Source organism: Phascolarctobacterium succinatutens (genome assembly GCF_958453765.1).
Taxonomy (GTDB): domain Bacteria; phylum Bacillota; class Negativicutes; order Acidaminococcales; family Acidaminococcaceae; genus Phascolarctobacterium_A; species Phascolarctobacterium_A succinatutens_B.
Window position 1 is genome coordinate 13,973 of record NZ_CAUDZA010000003.1, and the last position, 22,664, is coordinate 36,636.

At 46.3% G+C, this 22,664-nt stretch carries 14 protein-coding genes; all 14 read right to left on the bottom strand.

What is annotated here, in order from left to right; all coding sequences use genetic code 11:
- Positions 1–5 precede the first annotated feature (5 nt).
- Positions 6–611, bottom strand: a complete 606-nt coding sequence (locus tag Q7Q81_RS02300) for a hypothetical protein (protein WP_304273416.1) — start codon at positions 609–611, stop codon at positions 6–8.
- Positions 604–849 (bottom strand): hypothetical protein, encoded by a 246-nt coding sequence (locus Q7Q81_RS02305; protein ID WP_304273418.1) that lies wholly within the window; start codon positions 847–849, stop codon positions 604–606. Before Q7Q81_RS02305 ends, Q7Q81_RS02300 begins: the two co-directional genes overlap by 8 nt.
- Positions 842–1,168 carry a hypothetical protein gene (locus Q7Q81_RS02310; RefSeq protein WP_304273420.1) on the bottom strand — a complete coding sequence of 109 codons (327 nt, stop codon included), beginning with the start codon at positions 1,166–1,168 and terminating at the stop codon, positions 842–844. Before Q7Q81_RS02310 ends, Q7Q81_RS02305 begins: the two co-directional genes overlap by 8 nt.
- Positions 1,169–1,234: 66 nt before the next feature.
- On the bottom strand, positions 1,235–1,462 hold the full coding sequence (locus tag Q7Q81_RS02315; protein ID WP_304273423.1) for a hypothetical protein: 228 nt from the start codon (positions 1,460–1,462) through the stop codon (positions 1,235–1,237).
- Between the two features lie 55 nt (positions 1,463–1,517).
- Positions 1,518–4,046 carry a glycosyl hydrolase family 28-related protein gene (locus tag Q7Q81_RS02320; RefSeq protein ID WP_304273426.1) on the bottom strand — a complete coding sequence of 843 codons (2,529 nt, stop codon included), beginning with the start codon at positions 4,044–4,046 and terminating at the stop codon, positions 1,518–1,520.
- 114 nt (positions 4,047–4,160) lie between these two features.
- Positions 4,161–14,033, bottom strand: coding sequence for an LPD23 domain-containing protein (locus tag Q7Q81_RS02325; RefSeq protein ID WP_304273431.1), 9,873 nt, complete (start codon positions 14,031–14,033; stop codon positions 4,161–4,163).
- 4 nt (positions 14,034–14,037) lie between these two features.
- Complete coding sequence (locus Q7Q81_RS02330; RefSeq protein WP_304273434.1) at positions 14,038–16,140, bottom strand: hypothetical protein; 2,103 nt, start codon at positions 16,138–16,140, stop codon at positions 14,038–14,040.
- Positions 16,141–16,307: 167 nt separating this feature from the next.
- The gene (locus Q7Q81_RS02335; RefSeq protein ID WP_304273437.1) at positions 16,308–16,961 is read right to left on the bottom strand and encodes a virion core protein, T7 gp14 family; all 654 of its coding nucleotides are present in this window, start codon (positions 16,959–16,961) and stop codon (positions 16,308–16,310) included.
- A 1-nt stretch (position 16,962) separates the two neighbouring features.
- Complete coding sequence (locus Q7Q81_RS02340; RefSeq protein ID WP_304273439.1) at positions 16,963–17,445, bottom strand: hypothetical protein; 483 nt, start codon at positions 17,443–17,445, stop codon at positions 16,963–16,965.
- A 1-nt stretch (position 17,446) separates the two neighbouring features.
- Positions 17,447–20,287: a hypothetical protein gene (locus Q7Q81_RS02345; protein ID WP_304273442.1), complete on the bottom strand. Its 2,841-nt coding sequence runs from the start codon at positions 20,285–20,287 to the stop codon at positions 17,447–17,449.
- Positions 20,288–20,289: 2 nt separating this feature from the next.
- Complete coding sequence (locus Q7Q81_RS02350) at positions 20,290–20,880, bottom strand: hypothetical protein (protein WP_304273445.1); 591 nt, start codon at positions 20,878–20,880, stop codon at positions 20,290–20,292.
- 45 nt (positions 20,881–20,925) lie between these two features.
- Entirely contained in the window at positions 20,926–21,240 is a 315-nt protein-coding gene (locus tag Q7Q81_RS02355; protein ID WP_304273448.1) for a Rho termination factor N-terminal domain-containing protein, read from the bottom strand.
- Positions 21,237–21,632: a hypothetical protein gene (locus Q7Q81_RS02360; protein WP_304273450.1), complete on the bottom strand. Its 396-nt coding sequence runs from the start codon at positions 21,630–21,632 to the stop codon at positions 21,237–21,239. Before Q7Q81_RS02360 ends, Q7Q81_RS02355 begins: the two co-directional genes overlap by 4 nt.
- Before the next feature lie 12 nt (positions 21,633–21,644).
- Positions 21,645–22,652, bottom strand: a complete 1,008-nt coding sequence (locus tag Q7Q81_RS02365) for a major capsid protein (protein ID WP_277220196.1) — start codon at positions 22,650–22,652, stop codon at positions 21,645–21,647.
- Between the last annotated feature and the right edge of the window lie 12 nt (positions 22,653–22,664).

Below are 22,664 nucleotides of genomic sequence, written 5' to 3' on the forward strand. Positions count from 1 at the left end.
CCTCCTTATCTTCCATTGCCAGCTTCACCATAGGCAGGAATGCCATAGGAAGTAGTTAAGTCAATGCCAGCAACATACTCATAAGTAGTTTGCGCTCTGTTGGCATAACCAATACGGTACATCTCACCAACATCGGCAGCAATCCAATAGTAATTCTTAAACAGCTTGTAAAGTGCCTCCAGACTACGCAGGTTGACGCGCTCAAAACGATTCTCCAGGAAACGCTTTACAACATAAGTGCTAGTCGGACACCACATGCCAGCATAAATAAGGCAGCGTGTATCATCCAACGTCGGCACCTGTTGAAGCACCTCGACATATTGCAGGCAGTCACGTGACAACTGTTCTAACTGCGCCTGCTGTCCTGCGTCGCTTCTCAAAAGCTCTTTCAGCATCGGCAATTCGCCACTTGCCTTAATATCGATATAGGTTCTGCCGACAAATTCTTTGCCGCCGGGAATAGCTCTCAAAAGCTCATCAGCTCTGTTGCCTTCCCATTGTGACACGCCGATTGACGGATAATTATAAGCCGTAGACTTTGCTACGCTGTCATAACCGCCTTCAATGCCTTTTGCGATTTCTCTCGCAAGGCTTTTGTTCCAATCACTCATCGTTCCGCTCCTCGCTTTTCACTTTAAACATTCTTGTTTCAATCGCTTTATTGCCTAACTGTACAAGCAGCAGCGTAACCATACCAAGTGTACAACTCTCGTAGCCGCTCCAGGTTATGGCAAAAAAAGCAAGCCATAAAGTAACCAATACCCAGACAATAAAACCTATAACAGCGCAGATTCTACCCACGCTATAGGCATTATCGTCTTTCTTTAGCATATTAAGCAATTTACGCATTTTCATCACCTCGATTCTTTGGCGGATAGTTCTGCAGCTCGTTAATCTGCTCCATCAAATTGTCAATCACGCCATTATCGCCCAGAGCCTCGTAACTCCGGTAGCAGGCGTCAATGCTTTCTTTAGCGTAGATTGGTATCCAGCCTTTATCCTGGACATAGTGATTATAAGCCTGGATAATTCTATCTCTCAGCAAGGCTTGCAGGCCTGCCTTTAACGCATCATTTTCCTTCTTCTTTTGACGGTACAGAGCAAAGATGTAACTTACAACACCGCCCAAGATTAAATTCAGAACGTGGGAAATCATCTGTTCTATCATATAGCACCTCTTTATTTTTTATTTTGGATAAGGTTTATACAAGCATTGACATCACCTGCCTTTAACTTAAATCTGAGCAATCATACATAAGCAAGTACCAATCACAGCACCTACCCATGTAAAGAGCATATCTTTTGTATCAAACAGACCATAATTAAAAAGGTCATAATATTCTTTGACTACTCCTGCTGTCACGCCTGCGGATAAGCCGTAGGCTGGGTCATACAGACCGACGAGCAGGGATATTAGTAAGCCACAGAGGAAGTGTAGTTTTTTGTCGTAGGAAATTTTCATGTCTGGTCACCTCGTTTTAAATTTGAATTAGCCCTAAGTCAAAGTAGCACCTATTTTATTCCATTAATCGTTTTATTGATGCCATTATATCTCTCACAGCAACAGTTTCAGGGAAATTTAATGTACCAAACTCTTCCCCTATATGGTTTGAAAGATAGTCATAAAAAGCAGCGTAATCATCTGTATTAAGTTTAGAATCAAGTAAACTTCCGCTAATTTTCCATACCAAAAGATTCCCAACATAAACTACGGAATTGGGATTTTGCAAATGAATAAACATTGTTAATGTAGATGAATCAGAAGTTTTAGCAACAAGATAACAAATATGTCTCCCTACTTTATTAGGTGTCGAATAATATCTGTTGTAAATTTGCTGATTTGAAGCTAGATATACACTTGTGTTGTTAGCCTCTGTTCCTTCTTTTTCAATGTAAGTTTCAATAGCTAATAAATAATAGCTATCCGTATCTACTTTTAAAACATAATCAATATTTGCGTAGCCATCATCAGTTTGCATTTTCAAAGAATTACTGCCCACCACTTTATGTTCTGTATCAATAGTAACGTTTACTGTTGTTGCATTTTTTATATTTTCTATAAGCGGAGCTGGATGAGAATTTACTATTTTTCTATTTACAATAAAATCCATATTATAATTCTGAGCTTGAGCATTTCCGTTATATATAACAGAACAAGTAGTTGTGTTATTATTAATATATGGTGCAACGTCACCTTGTAAATAACACACAACATTTCGACATCCATCAAGAATTTTTACGCAATATTTATTTTTAGTAGATATATTTGTAGAATATGTATAAGAAAATCTAAAAGTACAGTTTTGTGCATCCTTTGCAATAAGAGCAACGCCATCAGTTTTTTTAGTCCAACCATTATTTTGTATAAGTCCTTCAAAGATATGACGTTTTCCTCTACACTTTAGTCCAACTACATTAGGACTTTGTATATCAAAGTTAGTAAATATGCAGCCATTACCCAATATTAGCATAGCTGCCCCATCCTCAACCCCGTCTATTGTTCCATAAGCTTCGGATTTAAAAGTGCTATATGGCTGGTCTATTTTGAAATTATTGTATACATTAGTTACCCCATGCGCATAAAAACAAGCTAAACCACCTTCACTCAAATAAAAGTTAGAAAACCGATTATCTGTACTTTTGTCATATAAGCAATATCGTTTGCAATACTCAATACGTATATCATTAAACTGATATACCCAATTATGCTTAGGATTGTTCGCGTCAACTACGTTTTCACTGCCTATGAACATTCCTATGCTATTACTCCACATTATGCGAATATGCTCAAAACGGCAACCATGCCCGTTTAATACATCTGCGCTAATTTTCAAAAGTGCTTGCTTCTCATATGTATGTATGTTGGCATCTTCATTATTATCATTTGCTCTTCCTAGTAATAATACATTTGTAAGTTCAGCATTAACAGCATCTTTAAACACGAGCATATCTTGATTACAGTTTTGAATTTGCTTTATTACACATTTACCAATACCTGTGCCTTTAAGTTGCGTTTCTTTTCCATAAGTCACAGAAGAAACAATAAATGTTCCGTTAGGTATTATACACACTTTACCATTAATTTTCTGAAAGGCATCCGTATCATCCGTCACCCCATCCCCCTTCGCACCGAACTGCTTAACATTTACCATGCCATTCTCCACCACCAGCTCCGCTACATTCCCATTCGCCAGCGTATGCAACGAGCCACCATCATCAACGTCAGATTCTTGTTTAGCACGTATGATATACGTAGCTCCACCGCCGTCGTTGGGAGCGTAGTAGCCAAGAGTGCAGGCTGTCATGCCTGCAGATAGTAAGCTGTCGGCTTTCATCTCTGCGACAGATTTATAGACGATAGGCAAATTCATAGCAAATACCTTGTTGGCAAAGATGTAACCCCAGCGCTTTATTGCTGTACCGATGCTGCCAGCTAAATCCGTGATAGGCGTTAAGCCTCCGCTGTTGTAGATAGTCTTGATTTCTGCGGCTGCTTGCTTTGCTTCTTGCGCATTAGTCGCCGTTTCCTCTGCTAATCCCTTCGCTTCATCAATTACCTTGCCCGGGTCTTCCGTTAAAACAATGCTCTTGCCATCATCCGCAATTCTAAACGATTTGCCGGCCTCGAACGGCACTTCATTGACAAAAGCATCACCATCTATATCCACACTCATGATAATACTGCGGTTAAGCTTTTCAGCTATCTGCTGCATAGCCATTACGTTTTCATCAAACGCTGTCTCAACATCTTCCGGAAAGTACGGCCCGTTGTTTACAAGGTTCATCATCTGCTGCAGCGGCAGCTCGCGCATGATAACCAGTTTCTTGCCTTCCGGCAGCGCTGTTCCGCTGCTAGGATATGTTATCTGCCTTGCATCCATGTCCAGCTGATAATCGCTTGTGGCCAGTGCCGTTCCATCGTCCTGCATCAGATATACCTTAATATATTCCGGATGCTCTGCAGGACACTCAAAGGTAAACGGAAATGTCCTTGTTGAGCCGTTACCAACATAGATGTTTTTAGTAACGTCTTTCTGTACTGTCATCTTCTGCTCCTTTCCATAAAGCAAAAGCCCCGGCATCAGCCAGGGCTTTTTACATACTTATTGACAATAATATTTTACCACGGCTTTCAGGCCGTTTTGTAAAGTACAAAATGACTATTTTTGATTTTTCTTCAGCTTTTTATCAAAGATCAAGGCGCGCAGATAATCCGCAACGCTTTCATCGAAGCCGCTTTCCAGATACTGCAGCGTTGTTGTAAAGCTATCTATCAACGTGCTGGGAGCGCCGGTAACCTGACTTGTCAGTTTGCCCATCTCCCGGAGCGTATCGCTGATAGTTTTCTTGTCACTGACAGCGCTTTGGATAACTCTGTTTGTCTGCTCAATGGTATTTTGGATAGGAATTTTTGGAGCAAATTGATGCTCATCAAATACCTTGGCCATAAAGTAAGGTACAGCATCACGCAGCACCGGTATACCACCGGCAATGCCTGTAAGAGATTCCTGCCCCATGCTCTTGATAAGCTTTTCAATCTTCCAGTCATCATCGTCACCGTTTGCACCGGCACGCAGCAGCGCTGAGATAACCGCCGGCAACAGTACCCACATCAGCAGCGCATTGCCAGCATGAGCTACAGCTTTCATCAGAGCCATGCTTTTATTCTTTGCGCTTGCCGCTACAGCCTTCTTGTAACCTACCTTCGCTTCCCATAATTTATAATTGAGAGCATTATAGACTGTAGAGTTATAGCTGTAGTACATAGTGAGCTGCTTCATCAGCTCGCTGCCCTTGCGTTGGATAGCAGCTTTATCTACCGTACGGCCGGAGCCGAAGCACCAGCGCACTGCAGAATCGCCGGCATTTACGCCTGCTTCCCTCGCCTGCTGCGGCGAACGTCCGGCATCCACCTCTGCATTGTAGGTCTTTTCATATTCGTGCTGCCAAAGCGGCAATGCCAGCATCAGGTCTGTCCAGGTTATCATCTTAAACGCGTTGTTTTTGATAGCCTTGCCAATGCCCGGAATACCATCTAGGATATTAGGTCCTTTCAGCGCATCATGGATGCTGGCATCCATGGTTTCCGCACGTTCCGCCATAAATACAGAACGTTGGAAAACGAAATCCGTATACTGACGCGGGGCACTGTAAAACTTTTTGAGCGAGTGCAGCAGCTCAGCAGCGCCCATATAATGAGCTACGCTCGGAGCGTTAGCGATATTCAGCAGTGCCGTTGTTACCCTGAAGCCCATTGTTCCCATTGTCTGAGCATTACGCAGCTTGGCCATGCCCTTTTCGTAGGCCGTCCTCGGTATCGGTTCTTCCGCCCAACAATCGCTGGTCCACTTTTTCAGATTCTTATAAGCGTTCTGGCCAAGGTAATTATAGACAATGTTTTTGAAATTCTCATTGAGCACGATACGGCGTACGTCGCGTACCGGTTCGCGGAATGCCACCAGATGAATAACGTCAGTAATGCTACCGCTGATAACTTCAAACCTAAGATCCAGCCTGCGCTCAACCTTATGCTGAGTACGTTCTTTCAGGAATCCCTTGCCTAAAGACATTGCAATATTGCTCATTGCCGATTGCTGTGCAGCGTCAGCCTGCTCCTGCGTACGCAAATCCCGCAGATCGTATTTAATAGGGAAGTAGCCACCATCTAAGGTATAGATTTTTCGGTCCTGCCCAACAACAACAAAGCCTTTGGCTTCCTGCTTCTGCAGTACGGCACCGGTCATGCGTGCTTCAATCTCTCTTATCTGGTCCCAATGTATATCGTAAAGCTTCCAGATACTGTTGACAAGGTTCCAGTCGCGCTCATCCAGATACTGCAGCACATTTTTAACCTGCGCTACATTGACGTGATAGCCGTCCAGAACACGCTGCTGGTTCGTTTCATTGCCCCAGTTAAGCGCAATCATAATCGCCTGTTCCTTGGTAATCTTCGACGAACCAAAATCATAGAGGCGTTTGTTACGCATATCTGCCAGTTCCTTGGAAGAATAAGCATCAAACAGCCCTTTTAATTTGTTCTGCATATTTACGGCCATCTTCAGCTCTTTGTCTGCAGCTTCCTTCAGCGGGTCGTAGATATACCTCAGCGCCACATCACCCAGCTTTTTCAGCTCCACCTCCGGCTTAATCAGTACCCTGTCAGCCTGGTCGATAAAGTTTGCAGCATCATCCTGCCATCTGTTTTTATTGGCACCAGTCGGGTCGGCGTTAGCGCGTTCTATCATGCGCTGGCGTGTCTGCCCTTCAATCTCAGCAACTGCTTCATCAACAGTCAAGGTTCTGCCATCCTTGGTTTTAATCGTGGCCAGCTTCATATTATCCATGCCTCGTTTATAGATGATATGCATAACCTGTGCCACCAAATCAACCTGCATATTGCTCAAATCCTTATGCCCAGCTTTGCGTTTATTGCTGTTCATTGCCGCCTGCAGGAACCATTCAGGCAGATTGGTCTGGCCATCCGGTCCGAAGAACGGAGACTCCAGCATAAGGCCGCCTTCTTCCCTTGTAGCATCTGCTTTCATCAGCACTTCCATGATGCCCTCATAATGCGGCGGTACCGGCGCGTCTGCGTCAGAAAAGCCAAACACATACATAAGATGATTATACGCATAACGTTCATCTGCAGATATGTTCTTCGCCTTGCTGATAGTCTGCTGCTTACGCTTCAGGCCATCTTCAATCTTCTTGATCTGCTTGGCGTTGCGGACAGCTCTGTCAGCAAACATGTCATAGATCAGCTGAGCCTGTTTGTATTTGACGGCCTTATCCCAGTTGCCTTTTACAAGAGACTGCTCAGAATTGTACTGTGCCTGCGCCGACTTTCTGCGCCACATCTGGTAGTTGTTGGCGTCCTCAATAGGCATAACCTCCAGCTTCATCTCAACGAATTGCACATAGTCCTTGTAATGACTGAGTGCTGCATCACGCAGGCCACGCACATTAGCAAGCAGTTCACGTTTATCCTTCTTCAGTCCCTTTGTTTCTGCAGTAAGCTCTTCTATCTGCTTGCTCTGCCTGGTCATCTTGTCTACCGTCTTAATGACGCCTTTTTCTGCAGCATCATTCTTGCCGTCGGCCTCTATTTGGGTAGTCAGGTTACGCTGCTTTTTGGCAATGCGCTCAAACGCTTCCAGCTCCATCGCCGTGGCCAGCTTACGGTATTTGCTCTCCTGCACGACTTCTTCCGCGCGTTCGCGGAAATACTGAGCATCTATGCCACTGTTATCTATCCCCTCCTTAAACTCTTTCATATGAGCTTCTACCGCAGCATCCAAGCTGCCGCCATACTCTTTAAGCTGCTTAACGTAATCTTCCACGTTCATGCCCAATGTTTCGCAGATAACAGACGTGCTCATATCAGGGTTATTCTTGATATGCTCCCGAATAATAAATACCGGTTCTGCGGCCAGCTTCTCATGGTATTCCGCTTCTTCACGCTCAAACAGTTCCTTTTCCTGCTGCCGGTAATCTTCCTTGACATCCTTCAGTGCTATTTTGAGCACCTTTTCCTCAGCGTCAGCCTTGGCGCGCTCTACCATACGGCGATATACGTCCTTCGTGCTTCCTTCCAGATAATCCATGCCGCCGCTTTCGGCAAAATCATCTACGCCTTTTTTCCTCATAGCAATGTCGATTTCATCTTCACTGGCAATCATGCGGTCCATAACAGCTTTAACCTCTTTGGACGGAGCACCGCCAATCTGGCTGAATGCACGATAGATTTTAGTCAGCCACTGCTTGAAGCGCCGGAAGATACTGCGCGTTGCTTCTGTAGGTGCGTCACCGCTCTTCAGATAATTTTCAAAGCCACGGGCAAAGCGTTCCTGCATCCAGAGCCGCTGCATCTGTTCCAAGGTCATTTTCTTGCCTTCGATTTCAACGGAGCCTTTGGCAACTGCAGTTTTCATCTGCTCGTTGAGCTTTTTAAATTCACTCTCCATAGCAGTGCCTTTGTACTCTTTGACAAATTGCGTATCGTTCCATGCAGCCCACCGGTTAATCGTGGCCACGTCATCCAGCAGCTGCTTCGGAGCATTCGGTAATTCTGCCAGCGCCAGCATATCGTGCAGATAGATATGAGCCATCTCATGCATAAATGTCGACTGGTCTGCAGCCTTAAACAGAGAAATAACCTTCTCGCCGGTAGTTTTAAAGGCAGTCTGGCCTTTGAGCTGCCATAAGCCGCGCTGATCAGAGTCCATGCTGTAGCTTCTGCCGCCAAATACAATGATAGGATTATCGATAGCGTTCAACACTTCGTTATCAATTCTTTTCTGGCTTGCGCCCATGGTATAGAGCCGTGCTTTCATTGATGCTACTCTGGCTTCCTGCTCTCCATGCAAACGGAAGTATTTTTCATAATCGCTAGAGCTTTCGTCTTCAGCTTGCCATTGCAAATCTGTCTGCAGCTCCTTGATTTTCTGCAGGCGCTTTACTTTTTCTTCGGATATCTGTTCTTCCAGCTCTTTAACCTTATTTTTGATATCAGAAAAAGCAGCATCGGAAATTTCACCGGTGTCATGTTCAAAGTCAGCTATGTCATATTCGAGCATAGCCGTAACATATTCTTTACCTTTAGGATATAGGCGCTCTATTTCTTCATCGTACTTCTGCATCTGGCGCTTCATCTGTTCATTGACTCTGCCCGGGCTGCCGCCGCCAGCAAAGCCTTCTGCATTCTGGATGATATGCTGGATTTCATGGATGAGAGTTTCAGCTAAATTCTTGTGAGCTGCTTCTACATCTCTGTCAGCCTTTTTGATTCCATTAAAACTAATATCCGCCCTGCCAACAAACTCTGCTGCTCCTCTTATCTTGCTCAATTCTTTTTGTCTATCCAGTATGCCTTTATTAAACTGCCCATTATTATTTTTGCTTTTAAGTTTTTCTATAACAGATTCTTTTTCTTGTATCAGCTCCTTCAAACTATTCACTGCGGCCTTTTTGTTAAACGTGTTATTTTTAATACCATGATTAAGTGCATACTCTATGAACTCGTCACCATGAGAAAAGAACTTGCCAGCCTTAGCCCCATCCTTGCTTACTACGCGTTTATACTTTATGCCGTTTATGATTATCTCCTGCTTGATGCCGTCTCCTAGCAGATTGCTGTTTATTCCAATGTAGCCTTCTCCAGCAGCTACTCCCAAGGTCTGCTCTTCCATCGATTCTGACTGAACCATGACATCAGCTAGCCACGGATAAGCTTCATACAGTTTAGGATTAGTATATATCTCTCCTAACGGTATAGCATATCCTTCTTCCGGAAATTTAGCAGCATCTATCTTATCCAAATTATCCGGTATCTCAAAACGCCATTTACCATCAGCGCCACGATGCCAGCCGGTCTTTTTGTAGATGGTTTCCATATCCGCATCTTTGGCAAGCATTTCTTTTGCTTCCTTCAGCTTCTCCATGTTGGCCGTCATAGCACGCTCGCCAGCAGATTGGTTATAGCGCTCTATAATATCAATGCTCTTATCATCGAAGACGACAAAGCAGCGGCCATCCTTCATACCTTCGTAAGCTATGCCTTTAATTCCGTGCTCATTAAGCAGCTCAGACGCGCCACGCCAATTATAATCCTCTTCCCCTACAGCCTTCGCCAGAGCATCGTAAATCTTGTTGCCTGTAAACATGCCCCCTAGCGTACCGGAAATATCAGCTTTCGCCTGGTTGATAACCTTCTCTTTTGCAGCAGCATCTTCTGCTTTGGCACGCTCTAATTCTTCTTCTAAAGCAGCAGCCTGGCTTCTGAGCTTCTCTTGTTCTTGATTACGATACTCACCATCTGACTTTAGCTTTTCAATTTCTTCTTTGCTATATCCGTATCTTTCCAAGCTTCTTGCAAGCGTTCTATAGCCAAATGTATTAGAATTGCTCTCTAAAAGCTTACCAATGCCATCTGCTAATTTATTGAAGCCATCAATCTTAAACTGAACCTTGCCAGCATTATCAAAAGCTCTTAATTTGAAATTCAGCAAATCTTCCCAGAACTTCATTGACTGCTCTTCATTCAAAGATTCTATAGTATTTTTCAAAAGCGCTTGTACATTTTTGTTCTGATTAATGAAAGTCTTCTGCTCATCTAGCAATACATTGTTTTCCGGAACTTCCACTTTCAGCAAGCGTGAAGTATTTTCGTACTTCACGTCAGCTTTTTCAATAATGTTTATCGCTTCTTCTAGTTTGGCAATATAGCTTTCTGTATTAGCCGTTCTTTTGGTTCCGGCAATTCTTTCCTTTAAGCTTTTTATTGCACTTTCCTTATTCTTGCTTCCGCTCATTGCATCAAACGTATCCAAAACAAATTCTAACGGCTCATTGTCAATAAGCTTCTGTCCTGCTGCTGTTTCCCAATCTCCCTCCTCATCAATTTTGTACGTAACCCCATCTACAATTACTGCGCCAGCGTCAGCCCCCAGCACTTCCTTGTATGCCTCTGATATTTTTCTATCCTTAGCAAAGTACAGGCCCCAGCCATGTACCTGGTCACCAACGCCATCGCCGATTTTGCCAATATCAAACCTTTCAAAATTGTAAGGCGTGCCATGCCATGCTTTCTGGTCTAATTTCATAGAGCCTATAGCCATCTGGTCTTCTATTATTAGCTTGCCTGTTTCTTTATCAACATAAGGTTTATGATTAAGGTCTTTGACTTTTGCTAAAATCTCTGCTAAACTATATTCAGAGGGAATTGTTTCTTTTGAAGCATCCCCTATCCCGCCATCTTTCAGGGAAGCTTGTCTCTGGGATGGCGGGATTTTTGTTGTGTAAACTTCGTATAAAGTTACTTCGTTTAATTTTTTTAGTACATTAGCAGATGTCCCAATAGCAGTAATGACCAACGTTTGAGCCTGTCCATTTAACTTTACTGGTATAACAAATCTATATGACAATGAACCTTTGATATCCTCACGTAACTTATTGTCTACTTCATTAGAATGCTTTGATGGATTTATCTCAACTAAAACTGCATTTTGCAAAATCTCTCTAGGATTACTGATGGTTAAATTTCTTCCCTGCCTTTCCGTTTTGTTTTTTCGCCCTCTTTGCGATTTTGCCAAAACAATATGACGCTGATCATATTCACTCATCTTGCTAAAATCAAATACACTTGACAAATCTTTTGTAGTGACCGGCTCATTTTCAGTTAATACATGTTTAATGTAATCTATGGCTTTTTGATTAGCCTCCGGAGTTTCTTTGTCGGTGCCTATATTGTCTTGCAAAACATCTAAATCTAAAAGTTTATATTTGGTATTTTCATTTATACCTACATTTACTGCCTGATTAAACTTCTGCTCAGCAGCTTCACTCTCACTTCTGATAAGCCCAATACTACGCGCATAATCAAGCGCAGTATATTTAGTATGGCCAACCTGTCTATGCAGCTCAGCCATGCGGTCTGCCATTCGTGCGGCAAGGATAGCACTCATCTGTGCTGCCTGCCGCACTTCTTTGCTTTCAGCGCCTTCCAGCTTGCCACGCAGCTTACGGTATACCTCAAAGCCTTCTTCGCTCAGGCCTTCAGTAATAGAGAGTTCGCCCGGATCTATTTTTTCCAGAGCAGGAGTCAATGCATCCAATCTGCGGATAGCTTCTTCCGTTGCTTCCATAGCTGCCTTGTTATTCTCATACCATTGGTTATCTTCCGGAGTGCGGTTTTCCCAGCCAAAAAGTCCATACTCGTTGTGACCGGTCCAGATTTCACGCGCCAGCTCACGCAGCTCCATCTTAGAGGGCTTATGCTTATTCTCTTTATAGTAGCGCTGATACCATGGGTCGTTATTGCTTACCTTGATGCCACGGCCACGCATCTGATTATCATATTCCGGGATTTCTATTACAGCTACGCCGTTGCCCATACCCTTTTCCAGCTCTTCGATAATCTGATTAAGCGGCTCGTCAATCTTGGCCTGCAGTGATTTTCTGACTTCCTTTACGCCTTCCTTAGGATTATCCGGGAAGCGGCGCAATACTGCCTCCGCTATCTCACGGGTTTCCGGAGTATGGAAGTTATTATCAAGGTAGGTATTCAAAGCATCTTCACGCTGGCGGTTCTCATATGCCAATATGCGGTCCATCTCGCGGCGCATCCTGCCGGCATATTCTCTGTTGCGTGCCAGGCATTCGCTGATATCGCTGAATGTGATGTAGTCTTCCAGATGAGCACCGATTTCAGTCGGCAGCAGCTTAGATACATAATCAGCTGTACTGATTTTCAAGTCTGCCTTAGTATCGATAATGTCTTTAAGATACTGTTCGCCTATGCCTGCTGCCTTTGCTGCAGATTTCAAAAGCTCATAGCCGCCCTGCTGATTAAGGACGTACTCTGTATCTATGTTAATAGTTTCCAGCTCTGTACCTTTAAGCTGATTATTCAGTACCTCGTTATATACTTCCGGAGCTTTTTTAAACAAAGCGTTATTTTTGATATCCTCGGCAAGACTTCTCAGCATAGATATACCGTTAGCATCACGCAGGTTAGCCTTCTGCTCTTCACTTTTCTGCTGCAGCGCCGCGGATGCACGACGCATAAAAGATACCGTGCTTGCTCCATGCGCACCAGCGCCAAAGCCGATAGACGCAGGCAGCGCCTGCCAGCTTGCCTCCAGCCCGCCAACAATAACGTCCTTTGCCGTATATGTAGGGATATCACCGCCCGGATTGTTTGCTGCAGCAATATCAGAAATAATTCTGTTGCTCATCTCCTGCACGCCTTCTTCCGCACTCTCAGAGATGGCCACTGTTCCGATGTTCTTGGCGCTGTCACGCAGATATGCGGCAAGCAGGCTCTGCAGTTCCGTGCTGTCTTTGGCACTGCTGATAATTTCTTTAATGCTCTGCGCACCTGCACCGCCTTTGATGACGTTCAGGATTTTGTCTGCGTTGCTGAATTCAATGCCTGTTTCCAGCGCTGCTGCTACAGCAGCATAGCTGCGCGCCTGGTTATCTGTCAGCAGCTGCCTGCCCTGCTTATCCTTATAGCCTCTATAATCAAGGTAGTTGTTGCCGGCGATTTCGTCATACATATCCTGCGCCATACCGATACGGCTGCCGACACTATAACCAATCTTGGCACCTGCGGCCGCGCCTGCAGCAGTACCGGCACCCAGCGTTGCACCGCCGCCGGCAATACCGCCGAGAAGCGCACCGAAGCCAGCGCCGTATACGCCCATCTTCTGGCCATTAAGAGCATTACGCAGTATCATCTTACCGCTCTGCACTGTGCCGCCTACAATAGCACTCATCGGGTCCTCAAAAAGTCCCGGCAGTTCCTTGGAATTTTTCTGTGCTTTTTCAATTTCTCCCAAACGTGCAATGTCAGCATCCGTCAGCTCTTTGCCGTTCATAGCGGCGTAGCCCATACGGCCGCGCTCACTCATCAGGTTATCAAGCTCCCAGCCGGTCTTAGCTGCTTCAATAATGCCCTGCGTCTGGCGTACGTTCTTTAAGTTATGCAGAGCAATAGCAGCGTCGGTATCACTCAGCTTGGCCAGCTCGCTCAGCTCAGGGTAGGCCTTAAACACTGCCTGAGGGTCCATAGCCTTCTGCTGATAATTATATACATTGCGTGCATTGGCCAGATTATCAGCGTTAGCCAGGATAGCATTCTCCGGAATGTTTGTGGCCGCGCTGATTTTCTTTGCTTCCAGCAACACATCGTCTTTGCTGTAATGATATTTTTTATACGTTCTGTCCCACAAAGAGCCTAGTCTGTCCTTTTCAAGATCTTCCGCACTCATTTGTGTAGGATAGTATTTAGCAAGCTCCTGTTTAGTGCCATTGTTCCATGTTCCTGTTTCATCAATAAAGCCGGCACCGGTATCAACATCAGCGCCGGAGAAAAAATTCTTCACTCCGTCCCAGAAGCCTGTTTTGTTGTTACCGTAAGAGCCGACCGGTTCCGTTTTCGCCTGCTCAACAGCAGGACGAAATTCACGCGGAATGTTCTGAGTTTCCTGCTGTTTGCCACCTTGCATATTACTGAAATTAAAAGTTCCCATAATGTTAATCTCCCATCGTCTGCTTAAACGCTGCCTTGCTCATGCGCACCGGCTGAGCATTGCCATAAAACCATACATTGACGTAACCGTCATCTGCATTACCGATATAATAGATATCATGGTTGCCAAGTTGTGCCATGTTGTACGATACGTCACTGTTCCAGAAGTGTTCACCTTCTATCGTAACACCGCCAACGCCCTTAACCAGTCCCTGCTCCATAATATCCATCACCCAGTCTACGGTAGGCGTGCGGTTTTCTTTAGCTATGTATTCGTTTATTGCTCTTTTGGCGTACCGTTTCAATCCCGGACGCCACGCTTCCGGCACCTTATTTCTTCCGCCCATCTTACTGTAAAAGGCTTCCATAACGCTGTCCCAGTCAAATGATGCCTTGCCTTCGCCCCTAGCTGCAGCTTTCGCCGCCTGCTTATTCATATGCACGTATTTCATAATTGTTTCCGTGCTGCAGCCTGCATCAGACAACTTTTGGATCAGCTCATCCTGCGACAGTCCGCCCTTGTCTATGGCATCTTCTATTTCCATAGCCTCGCCTACAGTTAATTTGTGTACGCCCGAAGATGTAAAGCTTTTGGCTACAGCATGCAAAGTTTTATAAGCGCTATAATCGTTGCCTGCTATCTGTTTGGCCATGTTTTCAAAATACGCCGGGTCGCGTATGCCATTATTGTAGGCAGCAAACATTTCATCAGAAGCTCTTTCCACCATAAGGTTAGTGCTTGTACGCTTCTGCTGCACCTGCTGCAGCGCGTACTGCATATAACCTTTTTTTAATTCTTCGCGCTCTGTAGCGTCCATAGCTCTGCCGCCGATATGGCTGTAGCCTACCGTATGATATCCGGCAGCATCCAGCGCCAGCTCACTCACTCCATGCTCACCGCTCTGGATAACCTTGCCAGTCTTGGCATTGTATATACCGACATGGGTAATGCCCTTATAGGCTTTAGTGTCAGAATGCACATCATCCGGGTTGTCGCTCGTAGCGTACTTACTGCCATCTACCTGCCAATAGACAATATCTCCGTCCCTTAATTGTTTACGGTCATTAAACGTCAGCCCTTTACGTTCTGCGTTAAGGTAGGTACCGTCAGCCAGGCTGCTGGTAATGTCATAATCACCGCCAGCCGTCTGAATATATTTTTTTACAAAGTTGGCGCATTGATTGCTGCCCCAAGCCTTGCCTTCCTCTCCCTGTGCAAATGCCAAACCTTTGGCGATATCTGCCGTACCGGTCTGCGTAGACAAGAGCGCCTGCACACCGCCGTTTATATCACTGCCATACTTGGCATAGATTCCGGCAAAGGTATTAAGCTGATTATTGCTTTTCTCCCTTGCACTGATAATCTTGTCGTATTGGATACGTTTCTGCGGGTCCATAAGATAACCGTAGGCCTGCAGTATCTCGCCGCCACGCGTCCATCCTTCGCTGCTGTCTGAATTGATAGCTGCCTGCGCTGCCGTCTCTGCTACCGCAGCCTTCCATTTGTTGCTTGCTTCAGTAATCTTTTCCTGGCCATAGTTAGCGTACCTTGCTGCAGTCATAAAATCGCCGCGGCGCATAACAGCGTCCAGATCATCATTGTTGTGCCAGTTTACAGCTACGTCCTTCAAAGCTAATTTGTATTGATTGTTAAGCTGCGTATCCTGGTACTTCTCCATCTCGCCCATGGTATAACGTTCCATCTGGGCACGCTGGCCGCTCCAGTCACGCTCAATGGTATTGTAAAAAGCCTTGCTTCCCAGCACCCCGCGCAACGTAGACGGTCCTTTTTGCATAATGCCATTGATAATCTTCTTGCGCCCTTCCTCGTACTTGGTAAGGTTATCCCTGGCATTTTCTTCCTTGTTCTGCAGCAGCTCATTCTGCAGCCTGCTCATTTGCATATTGTAATCATTATTGGCCTTCATCACGTCGGCAATGGCTATCTGCTCATAGAGCTTCTGCCCTCCCTCTACCATCGTATTGGTAAGATTTGCATTTGCCCTTGCCAGTGCCATCTGCCCGCCCATATCAGGATGCACACCGCTCGTCTGGCTTGCAGGCGTACCGAGCTTTGCCTGGTTCTCGTAAACATCAATTACTGCCATATTCTGCTCCTTTCCTATATACGCAAAAAGCACCCAAGGCTTAGCCTCAGATGCTTTCTACGTTGCTAATTTTTTAGAGTATGATGAAAATGGGAGAATGGCTTCCCTTCCGCACTATCATTTTAACACACATACTTTGCCGATTTGTAAAGTACAAAATGACATTTTTACCATTTTGCTTTTGCCCAGCCATCATTACTGTAGCTTGAGATGCCGCCACCGGTATGAGCAGGCAGCCATTTCATCTCTGTGTAGCCCGGTACACTGTAGTTTTGCAGGCCTACGCTTTTACCGGCTGAGCTTTTCAATGCTCCCATACTTTTGGCCGTATAAAGATTAGCCGCTACGCTCAGCCCTGCCTGCAGCATGCTGTTCATCATAGCGCGCTTGCCTGCCTTACGGTAGGCTCTGGCGCTCGACGCATAGGCATCGCCCTGATTCAAATTGTCCGTACTCTGCTGGAAGATATTATCTACCTGCTGACGCGCATTGTATCTTTCAAAGGCAAGCTCCTGCTCCTGGTTAAACTGGCTGTCTGCCATCGCCGCCAATGCACTGCCGCTTGCCGTGATTCCGGCCGCGCCGATGTTGGCTCTCTGCTGCCCCTGCAGCTGCAGCAGCCTGCGACGTTTGTTTTCCTCGTTGATTTCATTGTTCTGCGCCTGCTTCTCGGCCTGCTCCTGCAGCTTCTGCGCATTGTTATAGGCGATATCAGCATTTGCCTGAGCCTGCGCCGCCTGCGCGTTGGCCTGCTGACGTGCTGCACGCCCCTGCAGATAACCGCCCAAGAGAGTTGCACCAATCATTACTCCTACGCCCATGCTATCCCTCCTTTAAAATTCTTTCGTCAAAATAAAATTCCCTGTGCGGCAGATTGTAGATTCCGCATTGCACCGGTTCCGATATCTCAGCGCCAAGCCATCTGAGCCAGCGCAGGATTTCTGCGTTCCCAGCATCAACCTTATTGGACATAGGCCCATAGGCCTCCACAATCGCCCTCAGAAAGCGTTTGGTATATCGCCCTACTACTAACCTATGCTTCAATGTTTCGTCGGTCATGAGCAGCCAGACGCACTTTACAGAGCATATTGCAGCAGGGCTTCTTACTCCATAGATAGCTGCAGGTACGCCGTCAATATAAAAACAGCCAATCAGTTCGCTATATCTGACGCTTCTTTTTAAAACATCCAGCTCATGCCCAGCACCATACAGCGCCGCCAGCTCCTGCCTGTTGTCCTGCCGCAGATGTGCGGCCACGTATTCAATATCTCTATCAGACGGACGAGAAAAAGTATATTCCGCCATATTATCCTCCCGGCACAATCTCCGGCACAATGGCCAATACCGTCATCGGCAGCGGCGCATCCTGCTTAATGATAAGCTGCTGCGTTTCGTCCCAGCCTGCAGCAGGCAGGACGATTTTTTTCTTGCCGGTAAAAAGTTTTGTAGGCTGGCCATATGCTTCGGTATCGCGCCATTTGATTTCATCCAGTTTTTCCTCACTCAGGCCATACAGTCCGCCACGCGTGTTTTTAAAGAGGACGGAAAGATTACCTATGCGCTTCTTGCGGCTAATGGAGCTGCCGTCCTGCATTTGGAATTCTATCGGCAGTGTCTTTATGACTGCATCAATAGGCAGTCCTACATGCACAACACTGTAGCCATGTTTATTGCTAAGTATAATCTTGCCATTTTCAACCTTCTGCGGCGGCAGCGCGTTTCCGTCAGCCAGTATGGCCACGGTTTCACCCTCCAGCCACGTCAGGCCTGTTACCTCTTTTATATCGCTGCCACGTACGGTTATGCCGTCGTCAACATAAATCTGTTCTTCCGGCACATCGTTATCGTTCCTCTTTTCCAGCATAACGTTCTCGTATTGGCCGTTACGTTCTATGACAGCATAAAGCTCGTCACATTCTCCGCCAGGGATGCAGCAGACATTGACAAAGCGCGCATTCTTAATGCTATGCTTATGCCATGCGTAGATATCCTGCTCCTTGATATAGGTCAGTCCCAAGAGCAGGCCATCATCTCGGACAAACCATATGATGCTGTCAGGAGTCTGCTGGTAGGTCATAGCTACTACTTTGTGGCCATCGAAGAGATGAGAGCATAGTAGGTTGAGGTCATCGCCGGTGTATTTATCAGCCTCATAGCTGTATGCCAGGTCACGGATGATGTTGCCCTGCTGCTGAGCAAAGACAATTCTGCTGCCTACAGTTACCGGCAACACGTCAGATATGCCGCGGTATTCCTGCGCCTGACTTGAAGTATTGCTAGGCGTGAGCGCTTTGCCTTGGCCACCGCTTACCTTATATTCGCCGCCGCTTGTCAGCAGAATCAATTCTCCAAAGGCTACCATGGCTTTGATGCCATTCATCTGGCCGCCGTTTAGAGTAGCCGTTACCGCATCATCGTCTACCACCGGTGTCGATACACCGAAATTATAATAATCTCCTACCTTGCTGCTCCAGAACGTCTGCGGATATCTTGTGCTGCCGGCAAATACCAGGCGGTCCTCAAAGAAGCCTGCTGCAGTCGGATAGCCCTTGCTCCTGCTCCACGGAGAAAAAGCCCAGATCTGCGTAGCATCTGTACTGCCAATCGTGCGCAGCACCTTGCCTTTAACCTTTTTACCGCTGATGTACTCAGTAATTTTCACAATACCGCTATAATCATTACCGAAGCTCTGCACAGTGACATAACCGGTCTGATTCTCATTCTCACCGCTCCAGATTGTTGTATCAAACTCTGTTGAGGTTACCCTGTACCTGACAATGTATTCCTCTTCGTTCTTTTCGGTAAAGTTGTAGTTCTGGCTGTGATTGCCGTCCTGCGTTCTTACAAGCTCCCACATAGAGCTGTTCTCATTATATTTTTCCAGTGAGAAGTTTCCCTTCCAGAAGCCGAAGCTCTCTACATAGACGCTAGAGCCCGGCAGGCAGCTTACCAGCAGCGCATCCGTTGCATCGGGCACACCTTTTTTGTATTCACTTTTTTTATAATGAGTCAGTTCAATAAGGCTGCCAATGGTATCTTTCTCAAAGATATCCTTATCTGCTGCCAGTGTAACCTCGCCTTCGGTTGCACTGGCAGTTATCTTCGCCGCCTTGCTGCCATAGCGGAAGCGGATATTACAGTACCCGTCACCGCCGCTTTTGCCGTTGATGTTGCCAGCGTCGGTTCCTTTGGTGCCACCGACAGCGCCGCCGCTATAACTCGTTCCTTGGCTACCGGGTGTAATTACTGAACGGAAAAAAACTTTACCACCTGTTCCTCCCTCGCCACCTTTAACTGTTCGACCGAACGCAACAGTATTGCCGCCAGCTCCGCCATTTTCTCCTGTTATGCTCTGGAATTTACCCAGCGACTCCGTTTGTTTGCCGTTGCCGCCTGCACCACTTGCGCCAACCTCAATCTTATATTTTTGTCCAGCCTGCACATCAGTTGAAAAACGAATATATTCACCCGTGCCGCCATCGCCGCCCGGAGCAACGTACTGTCCAAAGATTGCAGCGCCACCACCTCCGCCGCCAGAGCCAGCCATCTCTACTGAGATATTTGTTACGGTATCGGGAAGCGTCAGCTCGTAGGTTCCAGGACCATAACGATATAATTGTACCGTCTGTTCTTCTTCCGTTGCCGCAGAGCCGTTACTGTCCTCAAACGGACCGCCTGTTATCGGCATCTGTTCCCAGCGCCAGTCGTATGTACTGTAGCGCGTAAGCGTCATAGGATAATGGTCAGGATGCACGATAAAAAGCACGTCAGCACTCTGCGTATATTTTATTTTGCAGATGCCCTGCAGGTCGGCTGGATTAAGATTGTTGCTTATTGTATAAGGCTCTCCGTTATCCTCTACTATGTATTGGCCGTTGTACAGAAAACGGCAATGCCCTGCAGTGACTTCTATGATATAGGTTTCATTGGTGTTGTACAGGAAGGGGATATAGAAGGCACGCTTACCTTCATAGGTTACGCCAATATGCCGGAAGCCGTTGCGGTTACGCACGCCACCATAACGCTGCACCATAAAGTTTTTCAACGTGGCAGCGCCGCTATCATATTTGTTGATATCGACGCGGCCGTACATGCTATCCGACAATTCACCGCCGGCAAAGCTGGGCTTCAGTTGATACAGTCCCATTGTCAACCCTCCCATCTGGCGTTGACCAGTCTATCCTGTACGGCTTCTTCCTGATTGTCTTCTGCAGCATCCTCGCCAGCTGCTTCCGTAAAGTAAGCATTGTATGCCTGGATAGCATTTGTCGCAAGGTTAATATTACCGGTCAAAGCGAACGCCATCTCCGCCGCTAGCTTCCAGCTGAAGGCTTCAATGAATTGGCTGTCGAATGTTTCGCTGTCCTTTACGTCTGCAGTATATTCCACATAGGCGTTAGAGATATTACTGTATATCTTGCGTCCGCCGTTACCGTTCATAATGCGGAAGTAGTTATCTTTAGGCAGGCCAACAAAGCTGTCATTGTACATAAGGCGTATCGCCAGAGCATCAGAAGGATATTGATAGACGTATTTATAATCAGGTGCCGTTTCATTAAGCAGCGCCAGCTGCACACGCTTCGTTGCGAACGTCCAAGGAAAGCGGCGCAATACATTCTGACGGGTAAAATTGAAATAACGTGTACAGATTCTCGCAGGCTGGCTTGCCTCATCCATGCGGTTGATTTCGTCTACGCCGATACGGCCAAGCGCAAGGTTGCAGATTTCAATGTTGTTCATGGTTTCCTCCTAAAACAAAAGGCCGGAATAAGCTCCGGCCCGATGTTATTCTCCGCGCAGAGCGGAAATCAATTCTTGTTTTTTTGCATTCTTCGGTGGTTCCAAGCCGCTTGCACGTGCCAGCTTCTGCAGCTGGCCAACATTCATTTCTTCCAAAGAAGAAGGCATGATATCCGGGTTTTCCATATCGCCAGATACTTCGTCCGAAGGTTCTTCAGCATTTTTGTTTAGGGACAATCTTTCGGCTGGATCATAGAGCGGTTTGAAATGCTCCGGTACATCCCCCTCCAGCTCCACCTTTTCGCCCTTTTCCCAAAGTCTGTGTTGCCAATAGCAGGTGCGGATTACTTTGTATCTCATACCGGTACCTGAATATCTGGGGACAGATATGCCCAAATCTTGCCACCTGCCGGAACGGTAGTATCACCGGTGATTTTTACGCGGACATAACGGCCCTGCGGTTGGATAGACGCGAAGAATTGCGCCAGCTGGCAGGCGTGCTTCTGCTGCTCAGCGGTTTTGCCGATAGTCACCACCATCTCAGTTATCGAAGCAGAGAAGCTTTCGTCAGTGCTGGACTGCAGCTCTACGCTTTTTACGCGGCCGGCAGTTACGCCCTTAGTCAGTTTAACATCAACATAGAGCGGTCTCAAAGATTTGTTGCGGCCGATATCAAGCGCCTTACTGGTGACAGTCGCTGCAGTATCGACATTTTCACAAAGAATAAGCTTTGCATCAATCATTACAGCCATATTCTTACCTCCTTATTCTACCGGCACTTTAGATTCAGTGCTCAGGATAGCATCGTTGCGCAGGATGGGAGAGCCCCAGAAATGCTGGATACGCTTACCGCCAAAGTCTTCCAGAGAAAGGTTAACATTATTTTTCTTCTGCGCAATGATATTGATCATGGTCTGCACCTTACGGTTACAGAGGATAACAGTACGGCCATGGTCAGGGTTTTCAATGCAGTCATATACTTCAATCAGTTTATCGATGAAGTCAGTGCTGCTGGTATTGGTAGTATCAATGTTGGCCAGACGTGCTACATAGCGCGGGTCACGTACGCAGAGGCCTACGTCCCAGTTGTACTGAGATTCATAGCCCCAGTATTCAAGGTTGTTCTCATCTCTCACTTTAACACGTCCGTTGTCACGATAGCTGTAACCGCCAGGCACACCTTCCGGAGTGATGCCGTAAACAGTATCAGGTGCAAAGGTCACTACCCAAAGGGAGGTCAGATTATTACCGGTACCGCCCGCGTCAACAATCTGATTGGCGTAGATTTCATCCTGCCCAGCCTTATCATAGTAAAAAGCGCCAAGGCCGGTAAAGCCTGCAGGGTTGATTTGTTCATCACCATAGAAGAAGGTAGTAGACATCTTCTGGCTCATAGCTTCCTGATGTGCATAGTTTTCATTAAGCCGATAGGTATTGCTGTTCTTGTTGAGCTTCATCAGTCGCTCATCAATCTGTGCAATAGCCTCAACACCGCCGGTAGTAAAGCTTGCCTGGCCAGTGCTGGATTTAGTAGGCGCTACGCCACGGTTAATAATACGCCATGCAACATCCGGCAGACTGGTTCTGATAAGCGCTTTTTCAACGCTGCCGCTGTTGCAGGTTCTCATAGGGAATACTTCCCAGAGACGGTTGGTTTTTGCCTGTAGCTCTACGACCTGCGCCGCTGCTTCATTGCCTGCAGAGCGATACTGCTGTGCAATATCATACATAGTTGCCAGGCCGGTGTTGTTATAAAGTCCGGTTTGTGCCATTTAATTCACTCC

Bases quoted from the DNA above. Each gene is read 5' to 3' on its own strand.
- Q7Q81_RS02300 (WP_304273416.1), bottom strand. From the start codon at position 611: ATGAGTGATTGGAACAAAAGCCTTGCGAGAGAAATCGCAAAAGGCATT.
- Q7Q81_RS02305 (WP_304273418.1), bottom strand. From the start codon at position 849: ATGCGTAAATTGCTTAATATGCTAAAGAAAGACGATAATGCCTATAGC.
- Q7Q81_RS02310 (WP_304273420.1), bottom strand. From the start codon at position 1,168: ATGATAGAACAGATGATTTCCCACGTTCTGAATTTAATCTTGGGCGGT.
- Q7Q81_RS02315 (WP_304273423.1), bottom strand. From the start codon at position 1,462: ATGAAAATTTCCTACGACAAAAAACTACACTTCCTCTGTGGCTTACTA.
- Q7Q81_RS02320 (WP_304273426.1), bottom strand. From the start codon at position 4,046: ATGACAGTACAGAAAGACGTTACTAAAAACATCTATGTTGGTAACGGC.
- Q7Q81_RS02325 (WP_304273431.1), bottom strand. From the start codon at position 14,033: ATGGGAACTTTTAATTTCAGTAATATGCAAGGTGGCAAACAGCAGGAA.
- Q7Q81_RS02330 (WP_304273434.1), bottom strand. From the start codon at position 16,140: ATGGCAGTAATTGATGTTTACGAGAACCAGGCAAAGCTCGGTACGCCT.
- Q7Q81_RS02335 (WP_304273437.1), bottom strand. From the start codon at position 16,961: ATGGGCGTAGGAGTAATGATTGGTGCAACTCTCTTGGGCGGTTATCTG.
- Q7Q81_RS02340 (WP_304273439.1), bottom strand. From the start codon at position 17,445: ATGGCGGAATATACTTTTTCTCGTCCGTCTGATAGAGATATTGAATAC.
- Q7Q81_RS02345 (WP_304273442.1), bottom strand. From the start codon at position 20,287: ATGGGACTGTATCAACTGAAGCCCAGCTTTGCCGGCGGTGAATTGTCG.
- Q7Q81_RS02350 (WP_304273445.1), bottom strand. From the start codon at position 20,880: ATGAACAACATTGAAATCTGCAACCTTGCGCTTGGCCGTATCGGCGTA.
- Q7Q81_RS02355 (WP_304273448.1), bottom strand. From the start codon at position 21,240: ATGAGATACAAAGTAATCCGCACCTGCTATTGGCAACACAGACTTTGG.
- Q7Q81_RS02360 (WP_304273450.1), bottom strand. From the start codon at position 21,632: ATGGCTGTAATGATTGATGCAAAGCTTATTCTTTGTGAAAATGTCGAT.
- Q7Q81_RS02365 (WP_277220196.1), bottom strand. From the start codon at position 22,652: ATGGCACAAACCGGACTTTATAACAACACCGGCCTGGCAACTATGTAT.